Source organism: Nocardia sp. XZ_19_231 (genome assembly GCF_015355705.1).
GTDB classification, from domain to species: domain Bacteria; phylum Actinomycetota; class Actinomycetes; order Mycobacteriales; family Mycobacteriaceae; genus Nocardia; species Nocardia salmonicida.
Genome location: NZ_JACUZI010000002.1, coordinates 943118 through 961344 on the forward strand (window position 1 = coordinate 943118; position 18227 = coordinate 961344).

General features: G+C 64.6%; 16 protein-coding genes. 9 read left to right on the forward strand and 7 right to left on the reverse strand.

The window, feature by feature from the left end; genetic code table 11:
* Positions 1-35 precede the first annotated feature (35 nt).
* The 6 genes from IBJ82_RS11540 to IBJ82_RS11565 form a co-directional block, all read right to left on the reverse strand.
* Positions 36-1136: a hypothetical protein gene (locus IBJ82_RS11540; protein WP_194825878.1), complete on the reverse strand. Its 1101-nt coding sequence runs from the start codon at positions 1134-1136 to the stop codon at positions 36-38.
* Between the two features lie 354 nt (positions 1137-1490).
* Positions 1491-6944, reverse strand: coding sequence for a toxin glutamine deamidase domain-containing protein (locus IBJ82_RS11545; protein WP_194825879.1), 5454 nt, complete (start codon positions 6942-6944; stop codon positions 1491-1493).
* Positions 6945-7265 carry a type VII secretion target gene (locus tag IBJ82_RS11550; RefSeq protein WP_056818405.1) on the reverse strand — a complete coding sequence of 107 codons (321 nt, stop codon included), beginning with the start codon at positions 7263-7265 and terminating at the stop codon, positions 6945-6947.
* The gene (locus tag IBJ82_RS11555) at positions 7262-7777 is read right to left on the reverse strand and encodes a YbaB/EbfC family DNA-binding protein (protein ID WP_194825880.1); all 516 of its coding nucleotides are present in this window, start codon (positions 7775-7777) and stop codon (positions 7262-7264) included. Before IBJ82_RS11555 ends, IBJ82_RS11550 begins: the two co-directional genes overlap by 4 nt.
* Positions 7778-7865: 88 nt before the next feature.
* Positions 7866-9215, reverse strand: a complete 1350-nt coding sequence (locus tag IBJ82_RS11560) for a SagB/ThcOx family dehydrogenase (RefSeq protein WP_194825881.1) — start codon at positions 9213-9215, stop codon at positions 7866-7868.
* Between the two features lie 39 nt (positions 9216-9254).
* A complete protein-coding gene (locus IBJ82_RS11565) occupies positions 9255-10232 on the reverse strand; it encodes an ABC transporter substrate-binding protein (RefSeq protein ID WP_194825882.1) in 978 nt (325 codons plus the stop codon).
* Positions 10233-10419: 187 nt separating this feature from the next.
* Here IBJ82_RS11565 and IBJ82_RS11570 point away from each other — a divergent pair, with 187 nt between their 5' ends.
* From IBJ82_RS11570 to IBJ82_RS11600, 7 genes are all read left to right on the forward strand, one after another.
* The gene (locus IBJ82_RS11570; RefSeq protein WP_194825883.1) at positions 10420-12267 is read left to right on the forward strand and encodes an ABC transporter ATP-binding protein/permease; all 1848 of its coding nucleotides are present in this window, start codon (positions 10420-10422) and stop codon (positions 12265-12267) included.
* A gap of 196 nt (positions 12268-12463) precedes the next feature.
* On the forward strand, positions 12464-12793 hold the full coding sequence (locus tag IBJ82_RS11575) for a hypothetical protein (RefSeq protein WP_194825884.1): 330 nt from the start codon (positions 12464-12466) through the stop codon (positions 12791-12793).
* A 268-nt stretch (positions 12794-13061) separates the two neighbouring features.
* Positions 13062-13430 carry a 50S ribosomal protein L14 gene (gene rplN / locus IBJ82_RS11580; protein ID WP_056818394.1) on the forward strand — a complete coding sequence of 123 codons (369 nt, stop codon included), beginning with the start codon at positions 13062-13064 and terminating at the stop codon, positions 13428-13430.
* 2 nt (positions 13431-13432) lie between these two features.
* Positions 13433-13750 (forward strand): 50S ribosomal protein L24, encoded by a 318-nt coding sequence (rplX, locus tag IBJ82_RS11585; protein WP_056818391.1) that lies wholly within the window; start codon positions 13433-13435, stop codon positions 13748-13750.
* A gap of 1 nt (position 13751) precedes the next feature.
* On the forward strand, positions 13752-14315 hold the full coding sequence (gene rplE, locus IBJ82_RS11590) for a 50S ribosomal protein L5 (RefSeq protein ID WP_056818389.1): 564 nt from the start codon (positions 13752-13754) through the stop codon (positions 14313-14315).
* Between the two features lie 4 nt (positions 14316-14319).
* Positions 14320-14505 (forward strand): type Z 30S ribosomal protein S14, encoded by a 186-nt coding sequence (locus tag IBJ82_RS11595; protein ID WP_056818387.1) that lies wholly within the window; start codon positions 14320-14322, stop codon positions 14503-14505.
* 184 nt (positions 14506-14689) lie between these two features.
* On the forward strand, positions 14690-14902 hold the full coding sequence (locus IBJ82_RS11600) for a hypothetical protein (RefSeq protein ID WP_067448258.1): 213 nt from the start codon (positions 14690-14692) through the stop codon (positions 14900-14902).
* Here the strand turns inward: IBJ82_RS11600 and IBJ82_RS11605 are convergent.
* On the reverse strand, positions 14895-16454 hold the full coding sequence (locus IBJ82_RS11605) for an alpha/beta hydrolase (RefSeq protein ID WP_228536847.1): 1560 nt from the start codon (positions 16452-16454) through the stop codon (positions 14895-14897). The two genes, IBJ82_RS11600 and IBJ82_RS11605, sit on opposite strands and share 8 nt — an antisense overlap.
* A gap of 359 nt (positions 16455-16813) precedes the next feature.
* Between IBJ82_RS11605 and IBJ82_RS11610 the strand changes: the two genes are divergently transcribed.
* Together IBJ82_RS11610 and rpsH are read left to right on the forward strand one after the other, a co-directional pair.
* Positions 16814-17545 carry a YoaK family protein gene (locus IBJ82_RS11610; protein WP_370585272.1) on the forward strand — a complete coding sequence of 244 codons (732 nt, stop codon included), beginning with the start codon at positions 16814-16816 and terminating at the stop codon, positions 17543-17545.
* A 269-nt stretch (positions 17546-17814) separates the two neighbouring features.
* The gene (gene rpsH / locus IBJ82_RS11615; protein ID WP_194825885.1) at positions 17815-18213 is read left to right on the forward strand and encodes a 30S ribosomal protein S8; all 399 of its coding nucleotides are present in this window, start codon (positions 17815-17817) and stop codon (positions 18211-18213) included.
* Positions 18214-18227 lie beyond the last annotated feature (14 nt).

Below are 18227 nucleotides of genomic sequence, written 5' to 3' on the forward strand. Positions count from 1 at the left end.
CGACTCCTGCCGACCCACGCCACCGTTCGCGTCGATCAGACAGGAGAGTGATATTCAACTTGGTGGTCGCCGATCTCCGCACCATGGCGACGCAGGCTGTCCAGCACCTGTCGCGTGAATCGTCGGGCAGGTCGGTAGTGGGTGCTGTGATCGCTGATCATGAGGACTTTCCCCTGGTGAGCTGCTATTTCCCCGGCTCCCGCGACGGGTGCTCCCGCCAGGAAGCTCGAATGATGGAACTCTCCGAGGATATGAAAAGGCGCCGAATACAGGTTTCCGTCATGGTCCATGGCGAATATTGCTCGACCTCCCTGTGGAGTCCACAAGGTTTGTGCAGACGTGGTGTCGAACAAATTTCGTTCGAAGTCACGAAGTAATCCGCCGTCGCGGAACAGTTTAAATCTCCAGCGTTCTTCGCCATCGAGATATTTGACTTGTTTGCCTGCCCAAACGGAATTTCCGACAAGGTGTTCGCCCCAGAACGGGGAAGTGATCGGTGTCGTTTCGTATCGCGTAGAAAGTGGTGAGGACCGGGGATCCTCGCTGCCGAGTAGGAAGATATTCCGCCAGTCCAATCGTCCCGTTCCGACGAGCTCGCGAAGGACGTCCATGGGGTCTCGGTCCGGGCTTCCGTTGGCAACCATGACATCATCGCTCCCCTTCCAATAGGGCGAGAACAATCCGATGACGGCACCTGATCGGAGGCGTAGCAGCAGGAAGGAGTCATCGCTGTCGGTAGGAAAGAACCCGCGGGCGAGTCGAGCTGAGACATTGTTCGACGACAGCGCGATGCGCGCGATCGGTTGTGTGTGTTCGAAGGCGGAAAGCCACTCGCTGGGAAGCCGTACGTACTCTGGATGGGCCCAGGGGCGCAGTGCGTCCATACGTTCGACAACACGGCTCAGAAATTGGAACAGCTCACGGGGGCTCTGCTTCATTTCCACGACAGTCGGCAAGGGAGAATGATTTCTCAGTCCGGTGCAGAGGATCGAGTACTCTTCCTCGGCGGTCATCGTTCCGATCGGTTCCACGATGAGCGCGTTCGCAATTCTGCCGACCAGGTCGTCGCTCAGTTCGTGTTCGAATTGGATTGGATAGAAGATGGACGTAATTGTCCCCGACCAAGTCGTTATCACTCGAACTCCATCTCACACCTGCGCTAATCCACATCCCGATGCGCTGACCGTACCGGCCGATGTTTTATGACTGACGATGACCGGATTTCAACCACTTCCATCGGTTCGGCTAATTTTCAGCATCGTATCGGTGCCCGACGGAGCGTACGTCGACGTAACTGGACTCGATGCGTCGAGGAGGGATGGAGGAGGGAAAGCTGACGAGCGTCGCCGTATCGCGTTCTACTACAAGGCTGGTCGCACCTCGGCCTTGAACCGCGCGGACAATCCGCCAACCTGCGTCGAACTCGACCAAATCGAATTCTTCGGAATCCAAAAATTTGGACGCAATTTCTCTGGCGCCGGACTCATTTATCATGGTAGCTCACTTTCCCTCAGGTGATTTCCATCAGCATCGATGTACATGACATCAATTGATCTCGCGTCACTTTCATCGTATCCCACCCCCTGGTCCGACGGCGGCCACGGCTCCAGTGTGGAGTTTTGGGAGTCAGATGCCATAGGGACGCCTTCGACATTGAAAGCGTTGAACCAATGTCCTCCGCCGCCGTGCCAATCGACTCCGACTATTGCGCTCGATCCCGGCCCGAGTTGCGACAGCGTATCTTGGATTTCTTGGAATGTTGCAGTAATTCTTTCGCCTCGCTCCCAGTCATCCATGCACGAGTTGGGCTCACCGTCTCCGTGCGGATCCGTATTGCGCCCTGCTTGGGGTTCGATGCCGCGCCATCGCATCTCAGATGCGCGTGTGCAGTCACCGCAATTGTTATCAGTACCTGTGACGTGCGGATAGCCTGGATTGATGGATCCTATCCATCCTGCGGGGTTCTGAAGCGGGGGTACTGGGGTCGGCGCAACGTTTCCGGCACGGTCATATAGTCCTGGATGGCCGATGTCGACCTCATCCAACGAAGGCGGAGAGACCTGGCCTGCCTGAGCGATGCTGTTGCTCAGCCCTTGAAGGTCGCTTGCATTCAGGGCCGTGCCGCCGTTGTCTGCCAACCCGATCTGCTGTCGCAACAGCGTAGTGAGCGCAGCGAGTTCTGTTGCGGGGCTTATGCTTTCGGGGCCGCCGGGGTCCAAATCAACGGTCATGTCAGCGCCGGGTCCAGTGACTGGAACGAGATCGACCATCATCCAGTCGCCAGACAATAGCTGGCTGCCGCTGTTGAAGTGCAGATCAACAGCGAGCTGGGCACGTTCAATCAGCGCATTGACGGTTGCGGGGGAGAGGTTTCCTCCGCCGACCACGCGAACTGTAATACGTAGAACGGATACCGGGGCGCCTAGTGCGGTGGCGTATCTGCCCACCGTGAAGCGTGGACGCCCGTTCGGATCGGTCACCGGCTGTATGCCGCCGTCGGGCTGTTGAGTCCGGAGGTTGTCGCGGGCGACACGCGACTGGTTCGCGTTATTTATCTGTTGTGGCGTCGGTGTGGAGATCGGCGACGACGGCTGTGAGGGCGGATGAGACCCGCCATTGGTCGGGATCGGCGAGGTCCCTCGGGCGTTCGACGGTTCGACGGGGCCGGAGGATCGAGTCGCTGTTGTTGTCTGCCGCTGCGCTGTCGGCTCCGGACCGGGCTGTGTGGAAGCTCGTGTCGGTATGGTGCCGGGGCTCGGACTGGTCGTCGGCGTGTTCCACGGGGCCGCCGACGGTGTCGGTCGGATCGCCGGAGTCGGTATGTTTGCTGTGGTCGGCGTTGGTTGCGATGACGTAGACGACTGGTGAGAAGCGGGCGTTGTGCTGTTGACAGGTGCTGGTGACGTAGGACTGGCCGCCGGTGGTGTGGAAGTTGCGGGAGACGAGGTCGACGGGTTGGTGTCCGAAGCCCGCGTTACTGCTCGATCGTTCCCTCCGCGGGCCACGTCCCCGTGTTCCGGCTCTGCTCGTACGCCCATGATGTCGCCACCGCTGAGACTCGGTCCGTGGGCCGGTGACGGATCGGATTCTTGGTGATCTCGACTTCCTGAGTCATTCCCGGATCGTCCGGGCTCTCCAAGAAGGTCAGGTGTACTCGGTACACGATCGTGTTCTGGTCCTCGAACCGGCGAGTCAGGTGAATTCGGCGCTGTTTCGGATGGATCTGGTAGCCCTGGGGTGGTAGGCCCGCTTCCGTCGTCGCGTCGAACTCCTCCGCGATCACCGGCATCGCCATGCTCGAGTGCGCCGTGATCACCCCCGTATGTTTGTTGATCACGTAATTCCCCAAGCCCATTCCCCTCTGGGCGTCCTCCTCCGGCGACAGCATCGGCTGACATACCCAGCCGTGCTTGCTCTCCAGGATGCTGTACTCCTGGCTCGGACCGAACACTTGGGCCAGCAAATGTCTGGCCTGTTCCCGGGTGGGTACTGGTTCCGCCATGGGGAGATCCTCCGTTTGCGTCGATGGGTATGCACTCCAACGCCGCCGAGTCGTTGGTCAGGTATGCCGGTGGAGCATCGAATGTCTGCCCGGACTGCGGATCCCACCACACCGGGCCTGCCGCTCCCGGTGGGAAGACGATCACTGTCGCATGCCCGCCGCGGAACACAGGTGAGCCGTCGTTGTTGTAGAGCTTGTTGCCGTTCTGATCACGCGCATGCCACCTGGTCCCGACCATGGCCGCGGAACCAGGGCCGAGGCCGGCGATGTGGTTGTGCAATGCCTGGTACTGGTCCGGAATCGGCATTCCAGAATACGACGCCCAGTTCGCGCCCAGGCAGGCTGCCGCACGGCTATGGCCGTTCCACTCTCCTGACACGTTGTCCAGCTGGCCATTCGGCAATTGGTCGGGCCACCGGGGCGCGGACACTCGAGGCAGGCCGAAGAACGATGACAAGGCGGAAAGCGAGCAGTCGAGGCAGTTGTTGCCGCGGCCCGGGACAGTGCGCCCGCCGTCGTTGGTCAACTGCCCGTACGGATGGGTGCGTGGGTCGGCGCCCTGGATGAAGCCGTTACCCGCGCGAAGCGAGTCTTCGATCCGAGTCTGATGCAGGGGATCCTCGACGTCGGCGAGTTCGCGATGATCGACCACCCGGGAATCCGCGGGATCAGCGATTCTCGAAGGCGTATTCGCGCGAGCGATGTCATTGCTGATCTCGCGAAGATCGCTCGGGCTCAGGAGCTGTCCGGGCGGCGCGGGGAACAACCCCATGTGGTCGCGGAGCGCGTTGGCGATGTCGGCAGGCCGACTGGGATCCAGGACTGTGTCGGCAGCCGCGGGATCGGTCATGAACTCCACATCGACCAGGAATCGGTCACCGCTGAGCAGGGGACTGCCGTTGTTGAAGGTCGCGTCAACGGTCGCCTGGATGCTCTCCATCGCTTGGTGTAATTCGCTGGGCGACATCGAGTGGGCGTTAGGGATGTGCGCGCGGATCGTGGCGACGGCAACCCACTGATTGCCGCCCAGGTGGAAGCGGCGGATTCGGTAGGCCGGCGGACGCTGGACGAATGGGCTTCGATTGGCGTCGACCGCGGTGGTGCGGCCGTCCTGAGATGGCAGGTTGCGCAGCGATTCTCGGAGTTCGCGAGCCTGACTTCGGGGCGGCTGGTTGGTGGTGTTCGGTGTACTGGGACTGCTGGTCGGTGTGGGGTTGGGACCGAATGGTTGGTGGGTGTTCGGTGAGTTCGGCGAAGTGGGACCGGTGCCGAGAGACTGCTGCTGTTGAGGCAGCGATGACGGTGTCGTTGATGGGGTCGAATGCGGTGTGTTCGGGGATCCGGTTGCTGCCGGAGGTGTTGTCGTCGGACTGGCGGATGACGTTGCTGACGTTGGGATTTGGCTGATCGGGGGTGCCGGCGCGGACGTCGGTGAGGTGGTGGGCGGTGGGGTCGACGTGGTGGGTGTTGTTGTGGAATTGACGGTTTGAGTTGGGGGAGCCGTGGCTGTGGTGGCGGTCGCGGTCGATGTGTCAGTGGACGACGGACGGGTGGTGTCGGAGTGTGTGGGGTTGTTCGTCGGGGTTGACGGCTGGGTCGAGGTGAGGGTCGGTGAATTGGTGGTTGCGGCGGGAGTCGAGGTCGGCGATTGCTGAGGAGTCGACTCCTGGGTAGTGGCGGTTGCTACGGGGTTCGCCGTGGTCGGTTGTTGGGCGGTCGAGTCGGGCGTGACGGTCGGGCCGGTGGGTGCTGCCGGTACTGGTGTGGGTTGAGGATTCGCCGGTGTGGTGTTCGATTGCCCGTTGTCACTCGGGGTCGGATTCTGTTGTCCAACAGTGGTATTCGTCGGCCCGTTGTCGATGTGGGTGCTCGGCTGGGAATTCTGGGTCGGTAGGTCCAGAGATGAGCCGGTGGGGGGTGTGGTCGCGGGGTTGTCCGAGGGTGCGGTGTCGCCGGTCGACGGCGTTTCGGTTGGGGCGTTGCTGTTCGGAGCCGTCGGTGAGTCGCCGCTATGGGGGGTCCCAGTGGGGGTGTCGCTGGTCGGGTTCGATGGTGTGGTGTCGCCGCTTGGTGGGGTCGGGTTGGACCCGTTGCCGTTCGGGCTGGCCGGCGTCGTGTCGTCGGCGGGGGATCCGGTGGACGAGGATGCGGTTTCCCCGGCGTCGGGCGTTCCGGTGGATCCGTTGTTGTTCGGGTTCGATGGTGCGGAGTCGGCAGTGGGCGGAGTTCCGCTCGTGCCGTTGTCATTCGGGCTCGTGGGTGCGGATTCTCCCGGTGCCGAGGTATCGGGCGAACCGTTTTGCGGGGTCGCGCCGTCCCCGGTAGGAGTGGTGGATGCTGGGTTCGTGGACCCGCCGGTGTCGCCGGTGTTCGGACTTGTCGGCGCGTTCGGACTGGTGCTGCCGGATCCGTTCGGGCTCTGATCGCCGGAGGGGGTATCGGTCCCCGCGGGCGTGGTGGAGCCTGGAACGTCGGTGCCCAGATCGGGAACGGTGGGGGCGGTGCTGTTTCCGCCGTGGCTGCTGGATTCCAGCGCGCTCTGAACGCCACCTGCTCCAGCACTGGTGAAGGTGTCCACGCCGACATCGAGCTTGAATTCCTGGCCGAGGAAGGCCGCGCCGACGCCTGCGGTGGCGACTTGGGCGGAGAGATCGGCGCCTAGTTCGGTGACGGTGCCGCCGACGACCTTGCCTGCGAGTTTGCCCGCGGTAGAGGACGCGACATCGCCGAGCGCGCCGGTGCCGCCGCCGAGCAGGCCACCTGCCGCGCCTCCGACTGCGCCGCCGAAGGTGGCGAGGCCCAGATCGGTCCAGCCGAATTTATCGCTGGAGCGGTCGCCCTTGGCTACCTGGATCAGCCGTGCGCCGAGATCGGTGCCGCCTTCTTCGAGTGCTTCGAACGCGGCGCCACGCAGAGCCAACCGGGCGGCTGCCTTCGCGGCGCCGCGGGTGAGCATGCGGGCGATGAGCTGTCTGATCGCCACGCGCACCGCTACTTGGGCGGCGACCCGCGCGGCCACACCGGCCACGGCGCCGATACCCGTCCACGAGGTCGCGATCGCCGCACCGATTTCCACCGCGGCGATGATCATCGTCGCGATGATCACCAGTTTGGTGTGCTCGATATCGTTGGCGCCGTCTTCGAGCAGCTCGGCCTGTTTTTCGCACCACTTGCGAACAGCGGTGAAGGTCGCTTCGTCGCCCGACAGCAATTTGTCGCGGTAAGCGGTGATGGCGGTGTGGGTTTCGCCTTCGGACAGCGCAGTCAAGGCGGCGTTCAGTGCGAGGGCGGCGTTGTCGTCGATCGTGTCGAGGGTGTTCGCCATGGCGGTCCACCCGTCGGCGACTCGGCGCATCGCCGTTTCGTCACCTTCGGGCCAATCACCCGCGCCGAGAATGTACTTGGCTACCCAGGCGAGCTCGTCGGGGATCTCGATGCCCATTTACAGCGACCCCGTGGCCTTGTCGATTTCACCGGCGCGCGTCGTGTCCTGGGCCTGCAACGCCTCGGCGACGGTGACCATGTTCTCGCCGAGTTGGGTCATCACCGTCGCCAGCCCGGTCACCGCCTTCTGACCGGGCTCGACACCGGGGGTGTAGTTCTTGGCGAACGACTGGCCGATCTCGTCGTTGCCCCAGCACTCACCCTCCGCCGCGATCACGGCCGCCAGCTTCTGGGCGCCGGTGGTGATCGTGTCGGCGACAGAGGTGAACGACGGCTGAGTGCCGCGCAGCGCTTGCGGGTCGGCTTTCAGCGAGCTCATCGGAGGTATCCGCGATTGCGGAAGTATTCGCCTTCTTCGTCGTCGGTGTCATCGACGAGACTGTGGGGTGAGTCCGTGACCGGTTCGGGGGCCGGTGGTGGTGGCGGGGTCAGCTGGGCGATGAGGTCTTTCATGCTGGGGGCGCCCGGGATCAGGTCGGGGAGGTCGGGCATGTTCGCGCTCATGTCCGACAGCGGGGCGAGGGCTTGTTGTTGGGTCTGGGCGGCTTGCGCGGCTACCTGGGCGATCGCCTCGGTCACCGATCGGCCGAGGGATTCCGGGGTCGACCGTTTGAAGGCGTCCGGCTCGATGTGGACCTCCGAGATGCCCGCGATGGTGCCGGAGGCGCGGACCAAGCTGTCCGCCGACCAGGCGGTCACGAGCTGGCCGGCCTGGGCCCGAGCGTCGAGCAGGGCCGATTTCTCAGCGGTGAAGGTATCCAGCATCGCATCGATCTGCGCGCGCAAAGCGTTGTTCGACGCCGGTGTCGGCGCCGACCAGTCCTCGTTCATGAGACCCTCGATCTGTCGGAATGCACGTCATATGGTTGGACGCGCGAGACCCGTCGAGGGTTGCATGGTGTGACGTAGATCTCTACCGCTAGCGGGCCGGTGAGCCGACGATGATGCTGCCGACGTTGCACTCTTCGAGTTCGTCGAGCCCGGTGGCGGCGGCGAAAGCGGAGGTGTCGCTGAAGCCTTGGGCGACGACGCCGAGGTTCATGGCGGTGGCGGCCAGGTAGACGGTCTGCATGAGGACGCCGACGTGTTTGAGGATGTTGGCGTAGGCGACCTGTTCGTAGCTCCACATGACGCGGCCCGCGCGGGCCGAAACCAGCAGCAGGACTTGGGGTTGCGCGCCGCCTGCCAGGGTGGCCGAGGTGGATTTGAGGAGCTTCTGGACGGCGGGGGCGTCGGCGAGGGCGACCTGGCGAAGGGCGTGGTCGGTCGAGTCGTAGTGGTACATGCCGTTTTCCAGGCCGGCGACATTGCGCACCACGGGGTAGATCTCGAGTTCGTAGGCGCCGCCGCCGGAGGGGTAGGGGCGGGAGCCGTCCTCGCGGGTGCGGGCGGTGCGGAACAGTAACTCGCCCAGTTGAACCGAGGTGATGGGGGCGGCGTCGTCGAAGGAGCGGGTGGAGACGCGGTCCTCGATGGCGGCGGCCAGGCTCGGGTCGGATACGCGCAGCGACACCAGGTCCGGCTTCGGAAGGGCGATCGGGTCACCGGCGAATGACGCACGGCGCAGAGGTAATTCGGGGAACTGGCCGTCGGCCCAGCGGGTGGGGCCGAAGTCGTCCCAGGTCACCGTGCGGGCGCCGAGGGTGCTGCGGCGGTGGAACCACAGGTCGGGGGTGTTCCAGGAGCGGGTGGTGAACTCGCGCTCCTCCTCGTCGCCGTCGACCAGGAAACCGCACCACTGCAGGTCTGCCATGAACTGGGTCTTCACGGCGGCGGGCACCGGCGAATCGGCGGCGAGGGGACCGTCGAGCAGGGCGAGCAGGCGCGGGTCGTGGATGCGCAGATCGCACCACGCCTGCGGGTGTTCGAGCACGAAGCCCTGGTTGTCACGGTGCAGGACAGCGAATTTCGACAGCGTCGCCGACCAGGTGGGCAGGGCCACCGTGGGGCGAGGGGCGGGGTCGGCGAAGGGGCGGATGCTGTAGAGGTCGCGGCCGCCGTCGCGGACTGTCACCGAGAGCCAGCCGCCGTCGGTGAGCTTGCGCATCAGCGCGGTGATGTCGTCGCCCGCCGCCGCGGTCGCCATTTCGGCCGCGGTCGCCGGGCCCTGGTTGAGGGTTTTCAGCGCCTGCAGCGCCCCCGCGCCCAGACCGGTCAGCTTCTCGTTGCGCGGCGGGTTCAGCAGCACCGCGCCTGCGGGTGTCGTGAGGCAGGTGACGCCCGCGCGCAGGGCGAAGCGGGTCTGGGCGGGGTAAGCGGAGGCGAGCACGGTGAAATCCTCGGGGGTAGAACCGGTCTGGGGCAGAACCTATTTCGCGGCGGAGGCGAACGCGGGTTCGAGCTTGTCCAGCATGTACGGCACCGACAGCGCGCTCGGCTGGTTGATCGCGCTGATCTCCTGCGTTGTCAGGAACACGACCGAACCCTTGCGCACCGACGGCAGATCGGCGTAACCCGGCAGCTGCCGGTACTTCTCGTCGAGGCCGGGGGAGTAGCCGGCCAGCAGCAGGTCGGCGGTGAGCTCGTCGACCTTCTCCGGCGACAGCGCCAAGCGGCCCTGGTTGGCCGGCATCGCGGTGAGGTTGGCCGGGATGCCCATGCCGAGTGCGGTGAACACCTTGGCCGAACCGTCGTTGGGGTCGGTCAGCACCATCAGCTGTGCGGGGCTCGCGAGCCAGGTGCTGGCGAAGGTCTTGCCCTTCAGGCCGGGGTTGGCGGTCGCGATGGCGGCGACCTTGTCGTCGACCTTCTTGATCACCGCGCCCGCGTCGGACTCCTTGTGCAGCACTTTGCCCAGTGCGGTGACCTGGTCCTGCCACGGGGTGACGGCGTCCTTGGTCAGCGCGGGCAGGGTGGGGGCGACCTTGGACAGGTCGTCGTAGGTCTTCTGATCGGCGATGAACGGGTCGGCCAGGATCAGATCCGGTTCCAGCGCCGCGACCTGCTCGGCGATATTGCCGGTGGTGTTGAGCGCGGTGGCCGACTTCAGCGACTCCGGCGTCCACGGCGGGGTGCTCTTGGACACCGCCGAGACGTTGTCGATGTAGCCGACCGGGACCACGCCGAGCGCCAGCGAGGTGTCGAGCCACTGGTTGCCGAGGGCGACGATCTTCTTCGGGGTTCCGGGGACGCTGGTTTCGCCACGGGCGTGGGTGATGGTCACCGCTTCCCCACCGGTCGACGACTCGTCGGATGAGCTACAGGCCGTGACACCGCCGAAGGCGAGCGCGCCTGCCAGCACGGCCACCGCCGTGCGGCGCCACCCGCGTGAGGTCCGAGCAGTCATTTGCGTCCCTTCTACCTCGAGGAGTGCTCCTCGAGCGGCCCTGACGGCCTGTCTCAGCATAAGTCAGCCAAGGCTAACCTACGTCGGTTTTAGGTGGTCAATCGATGGGCCGAGCTGCGGCCCGGCGAAGACCGGTTCGGCGGGTTAGACTGCGCCGAATTTCGGCCGTCAGGGATGGGATGCGTGCGTGGAGACGTCTAGAGACTGGAGCGTCGAGTGGTTCGAGAGTCTGAAATGGCTCGGGATCGCCTTCCTCATCACCGCGGTGGCGTTCGTGGTCATCGCCGCACTGCTGCTCAGGCTGACGAAGTGGGGTCGCCAGTTCTGGTCCGTCAGCGGTGACTACTTCCGTGGCCCCGGAGCCTGGCGGACCTGGCTGTTCATAGCTGCCCTGCTGATCATGGCATTGTTGAGTGTCCGGCTGAGCGTGCTGCTCAGCTACTGGGGCAACGACATGTTCAGCTCGTTCCAGTTCGGTGCGTCCGCACTGAAAGCTGGGGACGAGGCGGGGATTTCGGAAGCCAAATCCGGGTTCTGGGACTCCGCGAAGCTGTTCACGCTGTTGATCACCATCTGGATGGTCAAAGAGCTCGTGTATCTGTACGCCAAGCTGGCGTTCGATATCCGCTGGCGGGTGTGGCTGACCGAGCGCGTCACCGGCGATTGGACTCGTGGCCGCGCCTTCTACCGCTCCCGGTTCATCGACAACACCATCGACAACCCCGACCAGCGAATTCAGGCGGACACCGACACGTTCACGCAGCAGTCCCGCGCGCTGGCTCTCGGTGCGGTCGAGGCGGTGGTCTCGGTCGTGTCGTTCACCAAGGTCCTGTGGGATCTGTCCGGGCCGATGACGATTCTGGGGGTCACCATTCCCCGGGCCGCCCTGGTCATCGTGCTCACCTACGTCCTCGTTTCGACAGCGATCGCTTTCTGGATCGGCCACCCGCTGATCCGGATCAACTTCCTGATCGAGCGGATGAACGCCAACTTCCGTTACGCGCTGGTGCGCGTGCGTGATTCGGCCGAGAGCGTGGCGTTCTACCGCGGTGAGGACGCCGAAAGGACCGGCCTGCTCAGTCGTTTCGACCAGGTGATCCAGGTGCAGTGGTCCTATGTCTACCGGTACCTCAAGTTCGCCGGCTGGAACTTTGTCGTCGGCCAATCCGCTTATCTCTTCCCATACCTCATTCAAGCGCCGCGCTTCTTCAGCGGCGCGGTGACTCTGGGCGGGATGAACCAGACGGCTTCGGCTTTCGGTGAGATCCAGAGCTCGCTGTCGTTCTTCCGTGAGTCCTACGACGACTTCGCCGCCTACCGGGCGTCCCTCATCCGTCTCGACGGACTCATGATCGCCAGCAAGGAATCCCGCGACCTGCCCAAGCTCGCCGCCACCGATCTGGACGACGCGGTACGCCTCGACAAGGTCGATGTCCGCAAGCCGGACGGTGAAGTGCTCATCGATGACCTGACTTTGCAACTCGTCCCCAGCGACGCGTTGGTCGTGAAGGGCGCCTCGGGCAGCGGCAAGACCACGTTGCTGCGCGCGCTGGCGCAGATGTGGCCGTACGCCGACGGCGAGATCGGCCGTCCGCCAGGGACCGAGACGTTGTTCCTGTCCCAGATGCCCTACCTTCCGCTGGGCGATTTGCGCAGCGCGGTCGAATACCCGGTCAAGCCGGGCGATGTCACCGACGACATGCTGCGCGAAGCTCTCAACAAGGTCCACCTCGGCCACCTCGTCGACCGGCTCGACGAGGAGGATGACTGGGCGAAGATCCTGTCCCCGGGCGAGCAGCAGCGCTTGGCCTTCGCCCGTATCCTGCTGATCCGCCCCAAGGTGGTCTTCCTCGACGAGGCGACCTCCGCCGTCGACGAGGGTCTGGAGTACTCCCTGTACAGCCTGCTCCGCACCGAGGTGCCGGACACCATCATCGTCTCGGTGGCCCACCGCAGCACGGTCGACCAGCACCACACCCAAGTCCTCACCCTCACGGGTGACGGTCCGTGGGAACTGGCACCGGTAGCGGGCTGATACAACCTCGACCTGGTCGAGTAGCGGCCGAGCGAAGCCCTGATCGGGCCTCGCTCGGCCGCTGTCGTCAGGAGGCGCTGCCCGAGCTCCCCGTCGCCGGTTCGCAGGTCCGCTGCCCGCGTTCAGATCGTCACCGTCGGCACCCAGGCCCTTCGAACTGTTTGGTCTGTATCGGGTCGGTAGGATCGCTGGCACGGTGACCGAGGGGGATGTCGTGGCGAAAATCTGGATAGTCGCGAGTGTCGTGCACTACGACGAGAAGGTGCTGCGGGAGATGCCTGATCGGCCGGGTGGGCGAACCCTCGCGCAGTGGCGAGAGCAGTTCGGCGGCTTCCGGGGGTCGGTCCCGATGCCGGGCGGCGGTACGGCCGAAATCTCACTCGCGGCCTTGGATGGTCTGTCCGATCACGCGTATATCGATCTCGCCTGGATTACCAGCACCGATGGCAAGTCGCCGACCGAATCGGAGTTCGTGCCCGGGCAGTATCTCTTGGCCGAGATCGACGATGAGTCCGGCGGCGGCTGACCGCGGTTCGGCACTCGTTACCCTGGCTCACCCGTGCGTCGAGTGAGTCGGCTGTGAACGGGTCGGCCTTGGCACCCCGGTTGGGATCGTCCCGGAGCTTCACCTACACTAGAACGGTTGCCTGCGGGAGCTATGCCCTCGCAATCCGGCAGTGAACCCCCAGTGGAAGGTATTTCCGCTGGCAGGCGCGCGTCCGGAGGGTGACTGACCATGTGCGTCGGGTCGGCAATCCGGCGTACGTATACATCCAGGTCCAGGAGGTGCTGAAGTGATTCAGCAGGAGTCGCGACTGCGCGTCGCCGACAACACCGGAGCGAAGGAAATCCTTTGCATCCGCGTGCTCGGTGGCTCGTCGCGTCGCTATGCCGGTATCGGTGACATCATCGTCGCCACCGTGAAGGACGCCATCCCCGGCGCCAACGTGAAGAAGGGCGACGTCGTCAAGGCTGTCGTCGTTCGCACGACCAAGGAGCGTCGTCGTCCGGACGGTTCCTACATCAAGTTCGACGAGAACGCTGCCGTGCTGATCAAGCCGGACAACGACCCTCGTGGCACCCGCATCTTCGGCCCGGTCGGCCGCGAGCTGCGTGACAAGCGCTTCATGAAGATCGTTTCGCTGGCCCCGGAGGTGCTCTGACTATGAAGGTGCACAAGGGTGACACCGTGCTCGTCATTTCGGGCAAGGACAAGGGCGCCAAGGGCAAGGTCATTCAGGCTTTCCCGGCGACCGGCAAGGTTCTCGTCGAAGGCGTGAACCGTATCAAGAAGCACGTCGCGGATTCCGCGAACCAGCGTGGCGCGTCCTCGGGTGGCATCGTCACCCAGGAAGCCCCCATCCAGGTTTCCAACGTGATGGTCGTCGACTCCGACGGTAACCCGACTCGCGTCGGCTACCGCACCGACGAAGAGTCCGGCAAGCGCGTCCGGATCTCCCGTAAAAACGGGAAGGACATCTGACATGACCACCTCTGAGCAGACTCAGCCCCGGCTGAAGGCGCGCTACCGCGCCGAGATCAAGGACGCGCTGAACGGCGAGTTCGAATACGCCAACGTGATGCAGATCCCTGGCGTCGTCAAGGTCGTCGTGAACATGGGTGTCGGCGACGCCGCCCGTGACGCGAAGCTGATCAACGGTGCCGTCAAGGACCTCGAGCTGATCACCGGCCAGAAGCCCGAAATCCGTAAGGCCACCAAGTCGATCGCGCAGTTCAAGCTGCGTGAGGGCATGCCGATCGGCGCGAAGGTCACCCTTCGTGGCGACCGTATGTGGGAGTTCCTGGACCGTCTCGTGTCCATCGCGCTGCCCCGTATCCGCGACTTCCGCGGCCTGTCGCCGAAGCAGTTCGACGGCAACGGCAACTACACGTTCGGCCTCAGCGAGCAGTCGATGTTCCACGAGATCGACGTGGATTCCATCGACCGCCCGCGCGGTATGGACATCACCGTGGTCACCACCGCGACCAACAACGAAGAAGGCCGCGCGCTGCTGAAGCACCTCGGCTTCCCGTTCAAGGAGAACTGAGCACATGGCTAAGAAAGCACTGCGCATCAAGGCGGAGGCCAAGCCTAAGTTCGCCGTCCGCGCCTACACCCGCTGCCAGCGTTGCGGTCGCCCGCACGCGGTCTACCGCAAGTTCGGCCTGTGCCGCATCTGCGTCCGCGAAATGGCGCACCGCGGTGAGCTCCCGGGCGTGCACAAGAGCTCCTGGTGAGCTTGCGCTCCTCGTGAGCGCACCCGCCGCCTAGGCGAAATATCGACGAAGGCACGGACTTCCGACGGGAGTCCGTGCCTTTGTGCGTCTATCCGGCGCTATTCGGGATTGTGGAGTGTCATCAAGTTGGATGAAATGTTTGCATTTCACTCCAAGGATGGCTGTCGGTGTGTTCTCTGAGCGCATGAAGAAGTTCGCCACAGTCGCTGTTCTTTCCGTCGCGCTCCTCGGGGCGCCTGCTGTTGCATCCGCCGCCCCCAGCGGCGGTTCCGGGTCCGGGGGTGGATCGGGGTCGTCGGAGACGCAGTTGATCTGTTCGCCGATCGCGCAGTTGTTGTTCTCCACGGGCAGCGTGGAGAAGCCGCCGCTCTACGACCTGCTCTGCCTGTTCAGCTGAACGGAGAGCGGTCGATTCCGCAGCTGACGCCGGCGGGCGGGAGTTGGGCGGTGAACAGGTAGTCGCGTTTGAGGTGTTCGGCGCAGGTGCTCTGGACGTACATGGAGCTGTGGCCCGCGCCTTCGATGACGACTACCTGGGCCCGGTTCAGTTGGGCCGCACCGGCTTTGGCGCCCTGTAGTGGGGTGGCCGGGTCGTATCGGCTGTTGAGGACGAGGATCGGGGCGGCGGTTTCGCGGTTCCACGGGCCGGTATAGCGGTCTCGGTCCTCGGCCTGCCAGAAGGCGCAGGGGGTGGCGTTGAAGACGGCGGTGCGCCCGAAGTAGCGCGACTGGAGGTCTTCGGCCGCGGCCACTCTGCTGTAGACGGCGGGGTCCGTGGGGACGGTGCTGTCGGAGCATTGGATCGAGTAGAAGGCCTCGACGCGGTTGGCGGGGTGGTTCTCGGCGAAGAGGGCGTCGGGGACCCGGGCGGGAAGCACCGTTGCCGCGTCGAAGAGGCTTTGGAGGAAAGTCGCCAGGTCGGGGTAGGTCTCGGGGCGGGAGAGGCTGCCCGCGGCGCTCACTATCTGGGAGAAGGTCCACGGGGTGCCGTCGACCGTGATCGGGGCCAGGCGCGCTCGTTCGGCCAGCGCAATCCACTTGAGTTTCGGGTCGCCCTCGGCGAACGCGCAGCGTGGGCCCGCGGCCGAGCAGTCGCGCAGGAAGGTGTCGAAGGTTTCGGCGATGCCCGCGGCCACGCCCTGGCGGGTATCGAGGGGCAGGTTCACACCGTCGGAGCCGTGGCCGTTGACATTGCCCTCGAAGTCGAGGGAACCGTCGAACGCCATCGCGCGGACCCGGCCGGGGAACATGTTGGCGTAGACCGCGCCGACCTGGGTGCCGTAGGAGATGCCGTGGTAGGTCAGGGACTCGTCACCGACCGCGCGGCGCAGCAGGTCCAGGTCGCGGGCGGTGTTCGCGGTGGAGGCGTGGTGCAGGATCGGACCCGCGTTTTCGGCACAGCGGGCGGCGATATCGGCGGAGGCGGCGAAGAACGCGGGCTCGTCGCGCGGATCGGTGGGGGTGCCGGGGAAGGAACCCAGGTACGCGTCCTCCTCGGCGGCGCTGGGGAAGCACTGTGTGCCCGCGCTGCGCGAGACCGAGCGTGGATCCCAGGAGACCAGGTCGAACCGGGCGCGCAGTTCGTCGGAGAACAGCCACTGCCAGCGGGCCCGTTCGCGGAGGCGGTCGACGCCGGACGGCCCCGGCCCACCGAAGTTGACGAACAGTGTTCCGATGCGCCGAGCGGGATCAGATGCGGGCAACTTGATGACAGCCAGGTCGATCTGCGCCGCCTGCGGGCTGTTGTAGTCCAGCGGCACCTGAGCCAACGCGCACTCGAATCCATCCGCGCAACCCTCCCACCCCAGCGTCGGGGTAGCTGCCGCGTCGGCGAGCTGGTCGACGTAGGGATCGGCCGAAGCACGCGCGGGTGTGACGAGCGCGCCGATCCCGAGCAGTACGGCGAGCAGATAAGCCGAGCCCCGGCGGCGCGCACAGTGGGAAGACAACGGCCGAGCCTCCTGCGCAGATCCGACGAACCTCGCGAAGCTACCACACTCGTGAGCAGCGCTCACGAACGCAAAGTGGTTGGTATCGAACACAATTCGATCGACGGTGTGGATCAGCCGCCATCCCGCGGCGGCATCGTCGCAGGTCGCGCGTAGGCGTAGACGGAATTGATTTCGATTTCTCGGTTACTTCGGCATTGCCGACACCTCATAATCCTGTGTCTTTCCCGAGAATGTGATCTCCGAGCTGGTCGGAAATTAATTTCGTGGCTACTGTCGAGGTCGTTGCGTAACAATGCAGCGTGCAGATGGGTGTCAGTGTCGATCCCTTGCCGAGTAAATGCAGAGGATGTGAAAATGTGACCCTGACCACAGAAAACAAGCCTCGTGACGTGGCCCACCGGGCGCCGCTACGTGGGATTCCCGCGGGCGCGATGCCGATGGTGGCATTTCTTTCGATATTGGCCGGATTTATCGGCGCCGCCGCATATACGCATTCCGCCGGATATTTCGTGACATTCATGACCGGTAATACCGAGCGCGCCGTTCTCGGCTGGTTCGACAATGATCAACTGCTGGCCACCGGGGCTATTACGCTGCTTATCTCGTTCGGACTCGGCGTGTTCGTGGCCTCGATGCTCCGGCGGCGGTTGTGGCGCAGTGGTCACTACGGCGCGTCCGTGGTGACCACCGTGGCGCTCGCCGTGGCCGCGGTCGTCGACTACGCCCTCGACCGCACCGGCGGGCCGGAGGTGGGGTTCATCCCGATCGCGTTCGTCGCCTTCGCGGTGGGTGCGCTCAACACCGCGTTCGTCAAGAACGGCGAGACCAGCGTTCCGCTCAGCTATGCCACCGGAACGGTCGTGAAGCTGAGTCAGGGCATCGAAAGCCACGTCAGCGGCGGTAGCGCGCGCGATTGGCTCGGCTACGGCCTGCAGTACGCGGCCTTCGCTGTCGGCGCTCTGCTCGGTGGCTTGATGAGCATGGTGGTGGGTGGTGAGATGATGCTGATCGTCGCCGCCGGTGTCTCGGCCTCGGCGATCCTGATCACCTACATGACGGGCGCGAAGGCCGATCACACGGCCGCGTGACGGATATCGCCCCGGTTCGTCGGCCCCCGGGTTTGGTCCTGACCACGGCATTGCCTACACTAGACCGGTTGCCTGGGCAGATCTGTGTCCGCTGCGCGCTCCGGCGTGAGTGGGACCGTGCCAGGCGCCGAGAGCTCGCAAGAGAACTCATCCGGTCGGCAAGTGCCGACCGGACCAGCCGAATTGTTGTAGGCCCACGATCACCTGCGCGCGAGCGTGCGGGAGATGTTGTATGGGAACCGCAGCGAGAAAGGTGTCGAGGTCTAACCATGACCATGACTGATCCGATCGCAGACTTCTTGACGCGTCTGCGCAACGCCAACTCGGCGTACCACGATCAGGTGAAGGCGCCCCACTCGAAGATCAAGGTGAACATCGCCGAGATCCTCAAGCGTGAGGGCTACATCGCCGATTACCGCACCGAAGACGCGACCGTTGGCAAGGCCATCGTCGTCGATCTGAAGTACGGCCCCAGCCGTGAGCGCAGCCTGCAGGGCCTGCGTCGCGTCTCGAAGCCGGGTCTGCGTGTGTACGCGAAGTCCACCAACCTGCCCAAGGTCCTCGGCGGCCTCGGCGTGGCGATCATTTCCACGTCGACTGGTCTGCTCACCGACCGTCAGGCGTCCAAGCAGGGCGTCGGGGGCGAAGTCCTCGCCTACGTCTGGTAAGGGAGGTCAGGACT

Excerpts from the sequence above, each read along its gene's own strand:
- IBJ82_RS11565 (WP_194825882.1), bottom strand. The coding sequence starts at position 10,232 with ATGACTGCTCGGACCTCACGCGGGTGGCGCCGCACGGCGGTGGCCGTG.
- rplX (WP_056818391.1), top strand. The coding sequence starts at position 13,433 with ATGAAGGTGCACAAGGGTGACACCGTGCTCGTCATTTCGGGCAAGGAC.
- IBJ82_RS11545 (WP_194825879.1), bottom strand. The coding sequence starts at position 6,944 with ATGGGCATCGAGATCCCCGACGAGCTCGCCTGGGTAGCCAAGTACATT.
- IBJ82_RS11600 (WP_067448258.1), top strand. The coding sequence starts at position 14,690 with ATGAAGAAGTTCGCCACAGTCGCTGTTCTTTCCGTCGCGCTCCTCGGG.
- rpsH (WP_194825885.1), top strand. The coding sequence starts at position 17,815 with ATGACCATGACTGATCCGATCGCAGACTTCTTGACGCGTCTGCGCAAC.
- IBJ82_RS11550 (WP_056818405.1), bottom strand. The coding sequence starts at position 7,265 with ATGAGCTCGCTGAAAGCCGACCCGCAAGCGCTGCGCGGCACTCAGCCG.
- rplE (WP_056818389.1), top strand. The coding sequence starts at position 13,752 with ATGACCACCTCTGAGCAGACTCAGCCCCGGCTGAAGGCGCGCTACCGC.
- IBJ82_RS11595 (WP_056818387.1), top strand. The coding sequence starts at position 14,320 with ATGGCTAAGAAAGCACTGCGCATCAAGGCGGAGGCCAAGCCTAAGTTC.
- IBJ82_RS11555 (WP_194825880.1), bottom strand. The coding sequence starts at position 7,777 with ATGAACGAGGACTGGTCGGCGCCGACACCGGCGTCGAACAACGCTTTG.